This is a genomic window from Pandoraea pneumonica (assembly GCF_902459645.1).
Taxonomy (GTDB): domain Bacteria; phylum Pseudomonadota; class Gammaproteobacteria; order Burkholderiales; family Burkholderiaceae; genus Pandoraea; species Pandoraea pneumonica.
The window spans coordinates 844,620-860,374 of sequence record NZ_CABPSK010000002.1 but is presented as its reverse complement, the minus strand read 5'-3'; the positions used below and the strand labels follow the sequence as shown (position 1 = coordinate 860,374).

Here is a 15,755-nt window from a genome sequence, read left to right as displayed (position 1 = left end):
CGATCCTCCGGGCCAGCGCAGGCCCGATTCCGGCGTTTGGGTGACCTTTTCGACGGCGATTTGGCGACGCACCTGCAAAGCGCCGCCCGATTCGCCATGGGCCACGGCAACGCGTTTATTCCCCTTCGCCGAACTTATTGGCGATGAGGGCCAGGATCTCGTCCATGGCTTGTTGCTCGTCCGAGCCTTCGGTCTCGACTTCGACCTTCGAGCCGATACCGGCCGCCAGCATCATGACGCCCATGATGCTCTTCGCATTGATACGCCGACCGTTCCGGGTCAGCCAGACCTCACTCTGAAATTTCGCCGCCAGTTGCGTCAGCTTTGCGGATGCCCGGGCATGCAAGCCCAATTTATTTACGATCGTCGTTTCTTGTCGAAGCATGTTTCAGTGTGACGTAGAGTGTGTGGCCGGCGCACCTGCGCCGACTTCCAGAATACCTTTAGATCCGCCTGCAAGCACCTTTTCGGCCAGCGTATCGAGCGGCACCGAGCGGTAGCAAACCGACTTGATGAGCATCGACAGATTGACCCCCGCGAGTACCCGCACTTTCGGCCCGACGAGCTGCGCAGCGATGTTCGACGGCGTGGCGCCGAACAGGTCGGTGAGCACGAGCACGCCGTTCTCTTCTTGCAGTTGGGCGAGCTTTTCGCGCGCGGTGCCGAGTAGCGCCGCCGTGTCCTGGTCGGGGGCAACGTCGATCGCGCCGATGCGCGCCGGACAACCGCCGTAAATATGCGAAACACACTCGCGAAGTGCGGTCGCGAGCGGTGCGTGGGCAATGATTAGAATTCCAGCCATGATGCTAGGCACGCCGAGCGCCGGAGTTGTCCGGGGTACGAACACAACGACGAACGCAGGCCTGTCGATTTTGGGATTCTTATTTTAGCAGGCGCGCAAAATCCCCGAATTTTCATCACGTTAGGGACTTCTCCGGGGTGTCACAAATGCGTTGACATGCCCGGCGAAGGCCCGCCAGCGCTCAAACCGCCAGTTCCAGCGCGTCGATGAACATCTTCGGCACGTCGAAACCGGTCTGCTGCGTGATCTCTTGGAAGCACGTCGGACTCGTCACATTCACTTCTGTGAGGTAATCCCCGATCACGTCCAGGCCCACGAGCAGCAGGCCACGTTGCCAGAGCGTCGGTGCGAGCGCTTCGGCAATCTGACGGTCGCGTGCGGAAAGATCGCGCGCTTCGCCCAGACCACCGGCTGCCAAATTGCCGCGAACTTCATTGCCTTGCGGAATTCGCGCAAGCGAATGCGGCACCACTTTGCCGCCGATGATCAGAATGCGCTTGTCGCCTTGCACGATGTCCGGGATGAACCGCTGTGCCATCACCGAGCGGGCACCGTTCTCGCCCAGCATTTCGATGACCGCACCGAGGTTGCGGCCATCCGCACCAATGCGAAAGACGCCCGTGCCACCCATGCCGTCGAGCGGCTTGTAGATGACGTCGTTATGCTCGGCGTGGAATGCACGCAACCGTGCGGCATCGCGAGTCACCAGCGTCGGCGTGACAAATTCGCCAAACTCGGCAATCGCAAGCTTCTCGGAGTGATCGCGAATGGCGCTGGGTTTGTTGAATACGCGGGCACCGGCGCGCTCGGCGATTCCGAGCAGCCACGTGGAGTTGATGTATTCCATGTCGAACGGCGGGTCTTTGCGCATGATCACGGCGTCGAAGGCCGTGAGCGCAGCAACGCGCGTGTCGATGGTCTCGTACCACGTCGTTGGGTCACCGGTCAGCCGAATCTCTTGCACGCGCGCATCGACGCTGGCGCCCTGCCAAGCCATCTCGTGCGGTTCGCACGCGAAGATGCGGTGCCCGCGACGCGCGGCTTCGCGCATCATCGAGAACGTGGTGTCCTTGTAGATTTTGAAGTGGTCGAGCGGGTCGGCGATAAAGAGAATCTGCATCGATCGGCGGGGGTCTTGAGGGTTCGGATGCACACACCGCAAGCTGCGGCGACAGGCGTCTATTCTAGCCGAGCCGCCGTTTTGCCGCTGCGGACGGCGCGGCCAGACGGCTGGCTGCGAACCGCGCATGATCGGCGCATGCTCCGCTTACGGCGGGCTTATGGCTCGCACGTACCCCGCTGCGTCTCGCAGCCGGATCGCTGACCTCCGTGGCCGCCCAGGCCGCGCAGCAAAGCCGCATCACGTACCGGGTCGAGTCGGGCGCGCATCGAGGACAAATGCGTTTTCAGGGTCTGCACGCCGATACCGCAGGCCTCCCGAGTCTGCTCCCGCGTCTCGCCCGCGAGCAACCGCATGGCAATTTCGCGCTGCACAGGCGTGAGCGGCGTCGCCCGCAGGCGCGCCATCAGCCGTAACGCCGATGGCACGGCAAGATGCAGCGCGATGCGTACCCGCTCTGTCGGCCGTGCACTCATATTGCGCAGACGGGTCGCGTGCAGATGCAGGGTGCCGCCAGGCACCCCCATCCGACGGCAGGCCTGCCGCGCAGGCGACGAAGCGTCGTCGGGCTGCGAGGTCAATTCCGCCGCCAGGCCACCGCACGCCTGTACGACGAGACATGCGTCCGGCCAAACCTCCCCCGACGCGCCTCGCCAAACGCGCTGCATCAGCGAAAGCGCTGCGGGGTCGGCCCACTCGGGCCGCTCGTCGTGCCAGATAAGCGTGCCGCTGACGTCGTGACAACTATCGGTAGCGAGGTCATCGGCTACACCTGAAACGACCGGGGACACGCACGGCGCGGCCGTCCCGACCACACCATTCCACTGACCGGGCGACGGCAATACAGAACGTGTCGACGCAGTGGCAAATTCCGCTGCGGCCTGTTCGAACGTCTGCACCTCACGCGCGTTGAAGCGTGGGCGACATCTGGCGCGAGACACCAGCAGGCGCAGCGAGCCCGAGCGGACCGTCGACGGCGACGCCTCCGGCTCACGCCGCAACGCGGGCATCAGGCGAACATCGAGCACGTCGCCGTCGCCGAGACACGCGTCGAGTTCTGCCGAACGGGTAAGAAATGGCTGGGGAATACGCGTGGCGCCCCCGCGCGCCGGTGGCCGCATACGCCGGACATGCCCTCGAATCAACTCACCGCGCGACATCGCCACCCAGCCATCGCTCGACAGTGGCATCGTGGCGTCGCTGGCGGCGAACCGTTCGCACGCCGACATCGACGCCTGCGGCGCAAACCAATATCCGCCCGCCGCATGGCTGCCCTGGCCGCCCTGGCCACTTAGGCCGTCGTGCCACAGCGCCGCCACGGCGTCAGCCGCCAACAGGGTACGCAGCGTCTCCAGCCAAACCGGCAAGTAATCCAGCGTCGACACCGGCAACTGATGCAACTGCCGCAAAAAGGCCCGCAAATCGCCGCGTATCGCCATGCGCCTCCCTGGCCAGATCGCTCTAAGGAAATTTCCTAATCGGATCGAATTTGCAAACATATCCCCCATTCGGGGGATGTTTGTCGTGTCGATCGCCCGCATCATCACGCCATTGCCCGACGCCAAACATGTGTCGGGCAAGTGAACGGCGGGGAAAGTACCTTGAATCGCCGGCGAATGGAGAAACCTGCCAACAGGGAAGTACTAGTAGGAAGACAACTTTGCGGGGGGCCCCGCCCAGGGAAACCCCGATTTCCGGCCGCTGCATGAGGCGGACGGCAAATGTGACGCCCGGCTAGTCGGGGGGCCAGCCGGGCGTCTTTTTATTTCTGATTTCAGAAAGTACTCAATCGAGCGTCACGCTGTAACGTTCAATAGGTTTCCGGATCGGGGTCCGTGCGTTCGAGTTCGATCGAGGACGCGAGCAACGCGAGGCGCGCCACCACGCCATACATATAGAAGCGATTCGGCGGTGCGGCACCCGGTTTGGCATGCACATCCGGCAGCGCCGTGTGTTCGAACGCCAGCGGCACGAAGTGCATGCCCGGTGCGTTCAGGTTCTCGTCGGTGCCGCGCCCGGTATGCACGCGATAGAAGCCGCCCACCACATAGCGGTCGATCATGTAGACCACCGGCTCGGCCACTGCCTCGTTAATACGCTCGAACGTGTAGACGCCCTCTTGCACGATCACGTCGTGCACTTCAAGCCCCTCCTTCACCACGCTCATCTTGGTGCGTTCGCGACGGTTCAGGTTTTTGATCTCGGCGGCGTCATGCACCATCATCACGCCCATGCCATACGTCCCGGCATCGGCCTTGATGACCACGAACGGCTTTTCGGTAATGCCGTACTCGCGATACTTCTTGTTGATCTTCTTGAGTACCGCGTCGACCGTATCGGCCAGCTTCTCTTCGCCCACGCGCTCATCGAAATCGATGCCTTCGCACTTGGCGAAATACGGATTGAGCATCCACTGATCGACGTCGATCATCTTGGCGAACTTCTTGACCACATCGTCGTACGCCGAGAAATGCTGGCTCTTACGACGCACTGCCCAGCCCGCGTGCAGCGGCGGCAGCAGGTACTGCTCGTGCAGCCCTTCCAGAATCGGCGGAATACCGGCCGACAGGTCGTTGTTGAGCAGGATCGAACACGGGTCGAAATTCTTGAGACCCAGTCGGCGCTGCGAGCGCTCCAGCGGCTCGATCACGACATGCTGGCCGTCGGGCAGTTCGATGGTCGTCGGCTCGGTAATGTCGTCCGAGAGGCTGCCAAGACGCACATGCAGACCTGCGTGACGCATGATCGTCGACAGGCGGGCAATGTTCTGGAGATAAAACGAGTTGCGCGTGTGGCGCTCGGGAATCAGCAGCAGGTTCTTGGCGTCGGGACAAATCTTCTCGATGGCGGCCATGGCGGCCTGCACCGCGAGCGGCAGCACTTCGGGGGCCAAGTTATTGAAGCCGCCCGGGAAGAGATTGGTGTCGACGGGAGCGAGCTTGAAGCCGGCATTGCGCAAGTCGACCGAGCAGTAGAACGGCGGCGTGTGCTCCTGCCACTCGAGCCGGAACCAGCGCTCGATGGCGGGCGTCGCATCGAGGATCTTCTTTTCCAGGTCGAGCAAAGGGCCTTTCAGGGCCGTGACGAGATGCGGAACCATGCTTCTCTCATATCCAGATGGAATATCGATTGTAGAGCAAACGCCTGGCGATCCCGCCGTTCGCCATGCCCCGCGAAGGGGCACCGCGTTTTGGCAGGCACACGGGACGATGCCGCGATGAGAAAAGATGGGGGCAGAACCCGCAAACGCAAGCGGGCATAAAAAAACGGGCACCCAACGGGTGCCCGCGCAATACCGGGCCGGCTGTCCGACCGGCGCCGGTAACTCCTCTCGCTCGAATATCAGTTGTGATAGGCCGATTCGCCGTGCGAGGTGATGTCCAGCCCCTCGCGTTCTTCGTCTTCCGGCACCCGCAGGCCCAGCACGATATCGGCAATCTTGAAGGCGATGAACGCCACCACACCCGACCACACCAGCGTGGTCAGCACGCCTTGGAACTGAATCCAGACCTGACCCGCAATCGAGTAATCCGGGGCAACCTTGTTGGCCACATAGTCATAGATGCCCGTACCGCCCAGCGACGGCGCAGCGAACACGCCCGTGAGAATGGCGCCGAGCATCCCGCCCACACCGTGCACGCCGAACACGTCGAGTGCATCGTCGGCCTTGAGCAGACGCTTCAGACCGTTCACGCCCCACAGGCAGACCAGACCAGCAATCAGGCCCAGCACGATCGAGCCCATCGGGCCGACGAAACCGGCTGCCGGCGTGACCGCCACCAGACCGGCCACAGCGCCCGAAGCACCGCCGAGCATCGACGGCTTGCCCTTGCCGATCCATTCACCGGCCGTCCACGACAGCGTGGCAGCGGCGGTGGCGAGCAGCGTGTTCACGAAGGCCAGCGCAGCGCCGCCGTTGGCTTCCAGACCCGAACCGGCGTTAAAGCCGAACCAGCCGAACCACAGCAGCGAAGCACCGATCATCGTCATGGTGAGCGAGTGCGGCTTGAACGCTTCCTTGCCGAAGCCCACACGCTTGCCGACCATGTACGAACCGACCAGCCCTGCGATAGCGGCGTTGATGTGCACCACCGTACCGCCGGCGTAGTCGAGTGCGCCCTTCTGGAACAGCCAGCCTGCGTGTGCCGTTGCGGCGTCGGCGGCAGCCTGATCGGTGAAGGCGTCCGGACCCGGCCAGAACCACACCATGTGGGCCATCGGCAGGTACGAGAACGTGAACCAGATCACGGTGAAGAGCAGCACAGCCGAGAACTTGGCACGTTCCGCGAAAGCACCGACGATCAGCGCGCAGGTAATGGCCGCAAACGCTGCCTGGAAGGCCATGTAGGCGTACTCCGGCACATTCACGCCCTTGCTGAAGGTCGCGGCCACCGAATCCGGCGTCATGCCCTTCAGGAACAGCCGGTCAAAGCCGCCGAAGAATGGCCCGCCTTCGGTGAACGCGATGCTGTAGCCGTAAATCGACCAGAGCACCACCACCAGCGAAAAGATGATGAAACACTGCATCAGCACCGAGAGCATGTTCTTCGAGCGGACCAAACCGCCGTAGAACAGGCCGAGGCCGGGCAGCGTCATGAGAATCACGAACGCCGTGCAGGTGAGCAGCCAGGCCGTGTCGCCTTTGTTCGGCGGCACAGGCGTGGGTTCGGCAGCGGGTGCAGGGGCCGCAGCCGCTGCCGGCGCAGGTGCGGCGGCAGGGGTTGCGGGCGTAGCTGCCGCGGCAGCGGGAGCGGGTGAGGCCGTTTGCGAAGCGGCGGCAGGGGCCGAAGCATCCTGAGCGAGCGCCACGGACGAACCGAGGCCGGCGGCACCGACGACACCCATAAAGGCGCCGGCGAGCAAGAGTTTGGCAAGCAGTTTTTTCATGATTGTTGTCTCTTTTGTAGGACCTTACAGCGCGTCTTCGCCGGTCTCTCCCGTACGGATGCGGACCACGTGTTCGACGTTGGACACGAAGATCTTGCCGTCACCGATCTTGCCGGTTCGGGCAGCCTGTTCGATGGCATCGATGGCCTGATCGAGCAGGGCATCGCTGATTACCGCCTCGATCTTCACCTTCGGAAGAAAATCGACGACGTACTCTGCGCCACGGTACAGCTCGGTGTGGCCTTTTTGGCGGCCGAAGCCTTTAACTTCGGTGACCGTGATACCCGCCACGCCAATGTTCGAGAGGGCTTCGCGCACCTCGTCGAGCTTGAAGGGTTTCACAATTGCGGTAATCAGCTTCATGATGAGTCGCTCCTTAGAATGTCTTCGACACGCTTACGACGACGGTGGCCTTGGAAAGCACTTTGCCCGAATTTGCGGCGGTGTAGTACTGCTCCTTGGCGTTGGTGTCGACGTAGGCGACCGACACGGAGAAGTTCTTGCCCAGGTCTTTCGACAGGCCGATCTTCCAGTCGGTGTAGCTTGCGGCGCTGAAGTTGTGCACCCACTGATGGCCCACGTGACCGACGGCGGAGATACCCCAGAAACCGGTATCGTACGTGCCGGTCAGGTCGAGATAGCCGCTGCCGGACGTGTCTTCACCGTTGGGGCCCACGAGACCGAACAGACGCGTGAGCGAGTGCGAGTACTTCAGCGTGATGGTTTTCCAGCCCACGGCTGCGTACAGCTCGAACGTATGCGGGCGCGGGTAGTAAGCACCGGACGGGTAGCTGCCCGGGTAGTAGTACTGGAGGCCACCGAAGTCGATGGTCCAGTCGGGAATGATTTCCTTCTTCCAGCCGCCGTAGAAGTCCATCTCGATCGGTGCGCTGACCGCCGAGTTGCCATCCGAGATCCAGCTGATATTCGACGCCCACACGCCGGCGTACAGCCCGGATTCGTGCGCCAGGTCGAAGCCGCCCTGCACTGCCGGACGCTTACCCGTTTGCGAAATGCCGCGGAACCGGTAGTCCGAGAACAGACCGATGTTCGCGGTCACCGTCAGCGGTTCAGCGGCCGCATCGGCGGCGGCCGGTGCAGCAGCCGGCGCTGCCGCAGGTGCGCTGCCATCGGCGGCGGCTTGCGCGTATGCGCCTGCCGACAATGCCATTGCACCGAAGAACACACAGCCAGCCATCGCAGTTGACACTTTATTCATCACTTTCCCCTAAGTTGAAATCATTCGTCTTGGTACAGCGTGCGGCAGGTTCCGGGAACAGGTAGAGCAACTCCCGTGCCAGGTCTTGCCATCACCCACGCTGCGACGCGCAAGATACGGATTCCGAGATAAAAAATTGGCAAAATTGCGGGGAACGCGAGGTGGCCTGAGATGCGTGGCGGGCCCGCTGCGCCCCGGGCAGGGGGCGGCTGGGCGGGCCTGAGCGCTGGCTGGACGCAGAAAACGGTGATAGAGTTGCGCCAACGTTGACGGCCCCCGTGCGCGTGCACCACGTTGCAACGGTCAGACGGCCGGACGGCTGGCGCGAAGCACATGGACGGTGCAAGCACCACGTTGGTGCGCAGAAATGATGAGAGGAAGGCTTATGAAACCGAACGAGATCCTGCAAGACATGCAAGCCAAGGTGAGCGAGATGCTCAAGCAATCGCCCGCCAAGGATATCGAGCGCAATGTCAAAAGCCTGCTGAACCAAGGGTTCACGCGCCTCGATCTGGTCACGCGCGAAGAATTCGATGTGCAGGCCCAAGTGCTGGCCCGCACGCGCGAGAAGCTCGAAGCCCTCGAGCAACGCGTCGCGGCGCTGGAAAGCCTGCGTAACGAAGCGCAGGACTAAGCGGTAAAACAAGGGCGCTGCGGCGCCCTTTGTTGTTTCTGGGGATGGGCCATGCGCTCATGTCCGCCTCTGCCCTCGGACGTCTCCGACCGATCGGCAGCTTCTGCCGTAAATCTCCCGCCTCAATTCCGAAAAATCCCCTAACGATGCGATAGGGCGTTGCGACGCGCCGATGCTCTCGGCGACTATCGACCGTCATCGATTGCGAGAGGGGACGTCATGTCATTGGCAGTTGTCAGCAGCCGGGCGCTGACCGGGATGGCCGCGAGGCCGGTGCGGGTCGAAGTTCACCTGGCGAACGGATTGCCCGGGTTGTCGCTGGTCGGGCTCCCCGATACGGAAGTGAAGGAAAGCCGTGAGCGCGTGCGATGCGCGCTTCAAAACAGTCGATTCGAATTTCCGGCGCGAAGAATCACTATCAATCTCGCTCCCGCCGATCTTCCGAAGGCATCCGGCTGTTTCGATCTACCGATTGCGCTGGGTATTCTCGCGGCGAGTGGTCAGTTGCCCGAGGCAGGGTTGCGTACGCACGAATTTGCAGGGGAGTTATCGCTCTCGGGCGAGTTGCGCCCCATTCGCGGCGGACTGGCAATGGCAAGCGCCGTTGCGGCGTCTCCCGGGGACCGCGCACTTGTGCTGCCGCTCGCCAACGCCCAAGAAGCAGCGCTGGTGGAAGACGCGACGATTTATGGTGCGCGCACGCTGCTCGATGTGTGTGCGCATCTCGCCGAGGGCGAAGCGGCAGTGCGACTGTCGCGTGCGTGTGCAATGGGTCGCCGCAAACCAGACAACGCGACCAACGAGGATCGCGATGGCGACCCGCCAGACCTCGGCGACATCAAAGGCCAGGACCATGCCAAGAGGGCAATCGAAGTCGCCGCCGCTGGCGGGCATCACGTATTGCTGCATGGCCCGCCGGGGACTGGTAAGTCGATGTTGGCGATGCGGCTCATCACACTACTGCCGCCCTTAAGTACCGCCGAAGCGGTGGAAGTCGCCACGCTTGCTAGTCTCAGTGCTACTGGTTTCGATATCGAACGTTGCTGGGGCAAACGTCCATTTCGCGCACCGCATCACACGGCATCAGCGGGAGCGCTCGTGGGCGGCGGGAGCGTCCCTCGCCCCGGTGAAATCAGTCTCGCGCATCGCGGCATTTTGTTCCTCGATGAGTTGCCGGAATTTCAGCGACGTGTGCTCGAAGTGCTGCGCGAACCGCTGGAGCTTGGTCATGTGACGATCTCCCGCGCGTCGGCACGTGCAGCGTTTCCTGCCGCCTTTCAATTGATTGCAGCGATGAATCCGTGCCCTTGCGGCGACCTTGGACATCCTTCACGCGCATGCCGCTGTAGCAGCGAAGCGGTCACGCGCTATCGGAATCGTTTGTCGGGACCGTTGCTCGATCGCATCGATCTGCATGTTGGCGTCCCAGCCTTGAGTGCCGAAACCCTCGCAGGCCCAGCGCACGGAGAACGCAGCGCCGTCGTAGCGCTACGGGTGCAGCAAGCGCGCGAGCGCCAACTCACACGACAAGGTCAACTGAACTGCCAGCTATCCGGCCGCTCGCTGGAGACTCACTGCACGCTACGCGATGAGGCGCGCGCGGTGCTTCATCGGGCCGTCGAGCGGCATCACTGGTCGGCGCGCACCTATCACCGGGTACTGCGCGTCGCACGAACGGTGGCCGACCTTGCCGCGTGCGATGCGATCGATGTGAATCACATTGCCGAGGCCGTGCAGTATCGGGAGACGACGGCCGCATAACGCGGCCGCCCCACATCACTCCAACGTGAACGAATCGAGGAACTGATCGACTTGATCTTTGGCAGGCGCTTTCGTCGCGAGGACGACCACCTGATAGACGTGATTGCCGCGCCCGACGAAGCGTGCGGCGACGTAACGCTCGGTCTTGTCGCTTGCCATGCCTTGCGCGGCCACACTAAGCCCTGGGACCGACGGCGCATCGCCCGCCTGACGCACCATCACTTGCGTCGGCGTTGCGGCGGCATCGCTCACGTTCGCCAGCAACCCGTGCTGGAGCTCCGTGAGCACCGTCTGTCGCAAGGTCGCGTCGTCGTTGGGCAAGGTGACGACACCGACGGCAAACAGCGCGGCATCGACACGCGCCGCCTGCATGCGCATCGGCAGCGCGCCGGAGGCGAACTTCACTTCGCGGGCGTCTTGCGTCGGCTTGGCAGGGTACGTCACGGCGTAGGCACCGTCCTTGTCATGCACTTCCCGCCAATCGTAACGAGGCGTGCAGGCGGCCAGCATGACCAAAGTACCGAGAGCGGCAAAGACACGGACAACGCGGTTCATAGCGAATAGCGGGAATCGGTGAAGGAAGTCGGCCATTATCCGTCATCCGGCGTGGGGGTTGAGTCGCGCTGGGGTTGCGCCACAAGAAACGCGCCCTGCCGGAACCCGGTATCATCGGCGCCATGAAACGCCGCTCTAAACTCCTCGCGACCACGCTACGCGCCCCCGCCCGAGCCCTCCGCCATCTTGTTGGCATGGGCGGGCTACGCGCGACGGCGGTACTCGGCGCGATGTTCTGCGCGGTTTTCAGCGTTACGCCGACGTTCACCAGCGCAGCGCCATCGACAGCCCCAACAACCTCAGCGGCCTCGACGGTCAATGCCACCCTCCCCGCTGCCACCGACTTCGCCGCACACGCCCGGCGTGCCGTTGCCCTCGACGCGCCATTGATCGTGCTCGTCTCGCTTCGCGACTGCGTCTATTGCGGCCCGATTCGCCAGCGCGAACTCGCGCCGCTGGTTCGCAGCGGCAAGTACGAAGTGCGCGAAATCGGCATGGACAGCACAGCGCCGGTACGCGATTTCGACGGCACGACAACCACCGGCAAAGCGTGGGCACGTGCCCATGGTGTCAAGGTTTCGCCGACGGTTTTGTTCCTCGATACGAACGGACGCGCCATTGCCGACCCATTGATCGGCGCTGGCCTGCCGGACTTCTATGGCGCGTATCTCGACGACGCCATCGCCAATGCCCGCGCGCGTTTGCACGCTGGGAGCGCCACCACGACGCGCTGAGATTCAGAGTAGAATCGTCGTCACTGAAAGGGGTCTAGGGCCTGTTGCTCCTCACCCCGCCCACGCAACCAACATTGGCAGTTTCATGAGCGCATCGACCTCTCGTAAGTCCCCTCTGGGCAAGATTCTCGCCGTCGCCATCCTCCTGGCTGTGGCCGCTGCCGCGTACTTCACGTTCGCCGGTCCGAAGCGTGCGCCGCAAGCGACCTTCACGTTGCTCTCGGGACAAAAACTGAGCCCCGAGCAACTCAAGGGCAAGGTCTATCTGGTGAATTTCTGGGCGACGAGCTGCGTGACGTGCATGAAGGAAATGCCGACGATGGTGCAGACGTACGAGAAGTACAAAGGCCAAGGGCTGGAATTCGTCGCGGTGGCGATGAGCTACGACCCGCCGATGTATGTCATGAACTACGCGCAGACGCGTCAGTTGCCGTTTAAGGTCGCGATGGATTCCGATGGTAGCGTCGCCAAGCAGTACGGCAACGTGCAACTCACGCCGACGACCTTCGTGGTCGATCGCGACGGCCACGTGCTCAAGCAGTACGTCGGCGAGCCGGAATACGCGGAACTCGACAAGCTGATCGAAAAGGCACTGGCCAAGCAAGCCTAAAGCCGCAAACGACGGTCACAAAAAAAGCGCCCTAGGGCGCTTTTTTGTTGTTCATCACTGGGGGGGCGATTTACCGCTCCCCCTCACCCTGCCCCTTCGTCTGCAAGCCATAGCGCTTGAGCTTTTCATACAACGTGGCCTTCGGCACATGCAGCGCTTCGGCTGTCGCCGCAACGTTGCCCTTGCTGTGATCCAGTGCCTCTTGCAGCACCGCACGTTCGAAACGCTCCACTTGCTCCTTGAGCGGCAGCGGCGCGTGAGAATCGTCTTGCGGCACGCTCGCCACCCCCAGCACCAGCCGGTCAGCGGCATTGCGCAGTTCGCGCACATTGCCCGGCCAGTCGGACTGCATCAACTCTTGTCGCATGCGCTCCGTCACCAACGGCGCAGGGCGCCCGTAGCGCACCGCCGCATCGAGCAAGAAGTGTTCGAACAACGGCACGATATCTTCGCGGCGCTCGCGCAGCGGCGGCAACGCCAGCGTGACCACGTTAAGCCGGTAGAACAAGTCACGCCGGAACGTGCCTTCGCGCACCAGTTGTTCCATATCGCCCTTGGCTGCCGCCACCACGCGACAATCGACGCGAATCAACTGATTCGACCCAAGCCGTTCCAACACACCGTCCTGCAACACCCGCAGCAACTTCACCTGCAACGCGGCAGGCATGCTCTCGATTTCGTCGAGGAAAAGCGTGCCGCCCGACGCGTGTTCCAGCTTGCCGATACGTCGCTTGGCCGCGCCCGTAAACGCGCCCACTTCGTGACCGAACATCTCGCTCTCGAAAATCGCCTCGGGCAACGCGCCGCAGTTCAGCGCAACGAACGGCGCATCGCGGCGTCGTGACAACTCATGCAAACTGCGCGCGACCAACTCCTTGCCAGTCCCGGTATCACCGTTGATCAGCACAGGCGCATCGGTCATGGCCACGTTCGCGATCAGCGTGCGCAGCGTCTCCATCGACGGACTACGCCCGATGATGCGCGACGCCCGCCCGCCCTGCTCCGCCAGTTCCCGGCGCAGCGCTTGGTTCTCCAGCATGAGCTTGCGCGTCTCGAGCGCACGTTTCGCGGATTCGATCAGCCGATCCGGCGCGAACGGCTTCTCGATGAAGTCGTAGGCACCGTCGCGAATCGCCTGCACGGCCATCGAAATGTCGCCGTGCCCGGTCACGAGAATCACCGGCACTTCCGGCGCGTGCTGACGCAAATGCGCGAGCAGTTCCAGCCCGCTCATGCCGATCAGACGAATATCGGAGACCACGATACCGGCGAAGTCCGGCGTAATGCGCTCGCGCGCGGCTTCGGCAGACGCGAGTCCGAAGGCGTCCAGACCTGCGAGTTGCAAGCTTTGCAGCGTGGCACGCCGCACGAGTTCGTCGTCTTCGACGAAGAGGATTTGCAGGTTCTTGTACATCATGCGATTGTCGCGCCGGCGCGATGCACGCGGCGCAGCGTCACGAGAAATTCCGCACCACCACCCGGTACATTACGAGCGACCAGTTGGCCGCCGTTCTCCTGAGCGATGGACGACGAGATGGCGAGTCCGAGTCCCATACCCTGACCGCCCTCCTTGGTACTGAAAAACGGCTCGAACAGTCGCGACATATGCGCCTGTGCGATACCGGGTCCGTTGTCGCGCACATAAATGCGCGCCCACTGCGTGTCGGCATCGACGTCGATCCAAATCGACGGCTGCGGTGGCTGCTGCATCGGCGGCTGCACACTCACCACCGCGTCGATGGCATTGCCGACCACGTTGATCAACACCTGCTCGAGCCGCAAGCTCTCACAAGCGACCTGCACATCGTCGAGCCCCTCGGCAAACGTCACCGACAACTGAATGCCTGCCATGCGCCCGCGCAACAGCATCATCGTGTTATCGAGCGCGCGGCGCACCGATGCCTCGCTATCGCCACGCCGTGCCCGTCCCGCGAACAGCCGCAACTGCCCCGTAATCCGGCCCATGCGATCGGTGAGCGACGCAATCGCTTCGAGGTTCTCGCGCGCCGCACCGTACTCCTCGCGATCGAGCAGCACGCGCGTGTTATCCGAAAAGCTGCGCAGCGCCGACAGGGGCTGATTCAATTCGTGCGTAATGCCTGCCGCCATCTGCCCCAGCGCGACCAGCTTCGACGCCTGCACCAACTCGCTTTGCGCCTCGCGCAACTCATGCTCGGTGCGCGAGCGCTCCTGCACTTCCGTCTGCAACCGCTCGTTGGCCGATTGCAGATCCGCCGTGCGCTCCGCCACCCGCTCGCCCAATTCGGCATAAGCCGATTGCAGCAGCTCGCGGCTCTTCAACATATCGCGCACCCGCTGACGCCGCTGATTCCACGCCACGCCCAGCAAACAAGTGAACGCCGCCAAACACGCCGCCGCCACCGCTGCGATGCGCGCGTTCGCGATGACCTGATCGAGCGGCGCGAAATACATTAGCGTCCAGTCGGGCTCGCCCAATTTGCGCTGCACGGCAAGAAAGCGCCGCGTCTTACCTGCCCCACGGCCATCGCGCACGGTCACCACTTCGCCATCGGCATCCAGACGCTCGTCGGCGCTCCAGTTCAGCGGTGTGATGTGCTGGTTGTAATACTGCCGGGTGCTCGCCAGCGCCGCCGTCACGTCGGGCGCCAATGGCGCGAGCGCCCGATATTGCCAACGCGGCTCCGACGAGAGAAACACCACGCCGTGATCGTCGGCGACGACCACCGGCTCGGATGCATCGGCGCCAGCCCGTTGAAACCATTCCAGATTCAGTTTGACGACGACCACGCCCTGAATCTTTCCGTCGACCAGAATCGGCTGCGAGACGAAATAGCCCGGTTCGCCCGATGTGGTCCCCACACCGTAAAAGCGTCCCAGCGCACCGCCGATGGCATCGATGAAGTACGGGCGGAAGCGATACTCCTGACCGACGAACGTCGCCTTCTCGCGCCAGTTACTCGCGGCCAGCGCCAGCCCGTTGGCGTTAATGACATAAGCCGCCGACGCTTTCGCGCGTTGATTTACGTCGAACAGGTAATCGTTGGCGCGCTGCACGACCGCGCGGTCTTCGGGATGCAGCAGCAAATCGTGCACATACGGGTGCAGCGAGAGCAGATAGGGCAGGAATTCGTAGCGATCGACGGTGCTGCGCAAGCTGCCGGCGTAACGCTCCACGCGAGCACCGGCGTTCACGCGCAGGTCGGCCACGCCGCGCTGCCAGCTCAGCGCGTACGTCAACCAGCAAAACAGGGCGCTCACCACGAGCATGGCGGCGATCCACAACCAACGGCGCATCGGCACGGTCCTCTCAATTTCGATCGAGACTCCGTCGCGCCGGTGCTCCGCGGCGTTCACGTGCGGTGCGGCAGCCCCCGAGGGGCGCTCGCTCTGACGTGCGCGGATCGAATTGTCTTGCAGGGTGGCCATGTTGGCGGTGTTACAGCAATTGCAT

15 protein-coding genes are annotated in these 15,755 nt (G+C 63.0%); 4 read left to right on the top strand and 11 right to left on the bottom strand.

Translation table 11 applies throughout. From position 1 onward, the window contains the following. Nucleotides 1-115: 115 nt before the first annotated feature. The 8 genes from PPN31114_RS12950 to PPN31114_RS12915 all read right to left on the bottom strand — a co-directional run bounded on the left by PPN31114_RS12950 (nucleotide 116) and on the right by PPN31114_RS12915 (nucleotide 8,028). Nucleotides 116-385, bottom strand: coding sequence for an HPr family phosphocarrier protein (locus tag PPN31114_RS12950; protein ID WP_150679887.1), 270 nt, complete (start codon nucleotides 383-385; stop codon nucleotides 116-118). Between the two features lie 3 nt (nucleotides 386-388). Further along, entirely contained in the window at nucleotides 389-802 is a 414-nt protein-coding gene (locus PPN31114_RS12945) for a PTS sugar transporter subunit IIA (RefSeq protein ID WP_150679886.1), read from the bottom strand. 181 nt (nucleotides 803-983) lie between these two features. Then, nucleotides 984-1,922, bottom strand: a complete 939-nt coding sequence (gshB, locus tag PPN31114_RS12940) for a glutathione synthase (RefSeq protein WP_150679885.1) — start codon at nucleotides 1,920-1,922, stop codon at nucleotides 984-986. Between the two features lie 158 nt (nucleotides 1,923-2,080). Continuing rightward, nucleotides 2,081-3,361, bottom strand: a complete 1,281-nt coding sequence (locus PPN31114_RS12935; RefSeq protein ID WP_150679884.1) for a helix-turn-helix transcriptional regulator — start codon at nucleotides 3,359-3,361, stop codon at nucleotides 2,081-2,083. Nucleotides 3,362-3,732: 371 nt separating this feature from the next. Beyond that, the gene (gene gshA, locus PPN31114_RS12930; protein WP_150679883.1) at nucleotides 3,733-5,022 is read right to left on the bottom strand and encodes a glutamate--cysteine ligase; all 1,290 of its coding nucleotides are present in this window, start codon (nucleotides 5,020-5,022) and stop codon (nucleotides 3,733-3,735) included. Between the two features lie 242 nt (nucleotides 5,023-5,264). Beyond that, complete coding sequence (amt, locus tag PPN31114_RS12925) at nucleotides 5,265-6,809, bottom strand: ammonium transporter (protein WP_150679882.1); 1,545 nt, start codon at nucleotides 6,807-6,809, stop codon at nucleotides 5,265-5,267. A gap of 24 nt (nucleotides 6,810-6,833) precedes the next feature. After that, nucleotides 6,834-7,172: a P-II family nitrogen regulator gene (locus PPN31114_RS12920; protein WP_150679881.1), complete on the bottom strand. Its 339-nt coding sequence runs from the start codon at nucleotides 7,170-7,172 to the stop codon at nucleotides 6,834-6,836. 13 nt (nucleotides 7,173-7,185) lie between these two features. Beyond that, the gene (locus PPN31114_RS12915) at nucleotides 7,186-8,028 is read right to left on the bottom strand and encodes a TorF family putative porin (protein WP_150679880.1); all 843 of its coding nucleotides are present in this window, start codon (nucleotides 8,026-8,028) and stop codon (nucleotides 7,186-7,188) included. Nucleotides 8,029-8,413: 385 nt separating this feature from the next. Here PPN31114_RS12915 and PPN31114_RS12910 point away from each other — a divergent pair, with 385 nt between their 5' ends. Both PPN31114_RS12910 and PPN31114_RS12905 read left to right on the top strand, forming a co-directional pair. Beyond that, nucleotides 8,414-8,662: an accessory factor UbiK family protein gene (locus PPN31114_RS12910; protein WP_150679879.1), complete on the top strand. Its 249-nt coding sequence runs from the start codon at nucleotides 8,414-8,416 to the stop codon at nucleotides 8,660-8,662. Between the two features lie 219 nt (nucleotides 8,663-8,881). Next, nucleotides 8,882-10,423 carry a YifB family Mg chelatase-like AAA ATPase gene (locus PPN31114_RS12905; protein WP_150679878.1) on the top strand — a complete coding sequence of 514 codons (1,542 nt, stop codon included), beginning with the start codon at nucleotides 8,882-8,884 and terminating at the stop codon, nucleotides 10,421-10,423. Between the two features lie 15 nt (nucleotides 10,424-10,438). Here PPN31114_RS12905 and PPN31114_RS12900 read toward each other — a convergent pair whose 3' ends face one another. After that, nucleotides 10,439-10,978: a hypothetical protein gene (locus PPN31114_RS12900; RefSeq protein WP_150679877.1), complete on the bottom strand. Its 540-nt coding sequence runs from the start codon at nucleotides 10,976-10,978 to the stop codon at nucleotides 10,439-10,441. 122 nt (nucleotides 10,979-11,100) lie between these two features. Here PPN31114_RS12900 and PPN31114_RS12895 point away from each other — a divergent pair, with 122 nt between their 5' ends. Together PPN31114_RS12895 and PPN31114_RS12890 are read left to right on the top strand one after the other, a co-directional pair. Next, entirely contained in the window at nucleotides 11,101-11,712 is a 612-nt protein-coding gene (locus PPN31114_RS12895) for a thioredoxin domain-containing protein (RefSeq protein ID WP_174988002.1), read from the top strand. Nucleotides 11,713-11,797: 85 nt separating this feature from the next. Next, the gene (locus PPN31114_RS12890; RefSeq protein ID WP_150679876.1) at nucleotides 11,798-12,322 is read left to right on the top strand and encodes a TlpA disulfide reductase family protein; all 525 of its coding nucleotides are present in this window, start codon (nucleotides 11,798-11,800) and stop codon (nucleotides 12,320-12,322) included. Nucleotides 12,323-12,392: 70 nt separating this feature from the next. Here PPN31114_RS12890 and PPN31114_RS12885 read toward each other — a convergent pair whose 3' ends face one another. Then, the gene (locus tag PPN31114_RS12885) at nucleotides 12,393-13,736 is read right to left on the bottom strand and encodes a sigma-54-dependent transcriptional regulator (RefSeq protein WP_150680403.1); all 1,344 of its coding nucleotides are present in this window, start codon (nucleotides 13,734-13,736) and stop codon (nucleotides 12,393-12,395) included. Beyond that, a complete protein-coding gene (locus PPN31114_RS12880; protein ID WP_150679875.1) occupies nucleotides 13,736-15,730 on the bottom strand; it encodes a sensor histidine kinase in 1,995 nt (664 codons plus the stop codon). Before PPN31114_RS12880 ends, PPN31114_RS12885 begins: the two co-directional genes overlap by 1 nt. Nucleotides 15,731-15,755 lie beyond the last annotated feature (25 nt).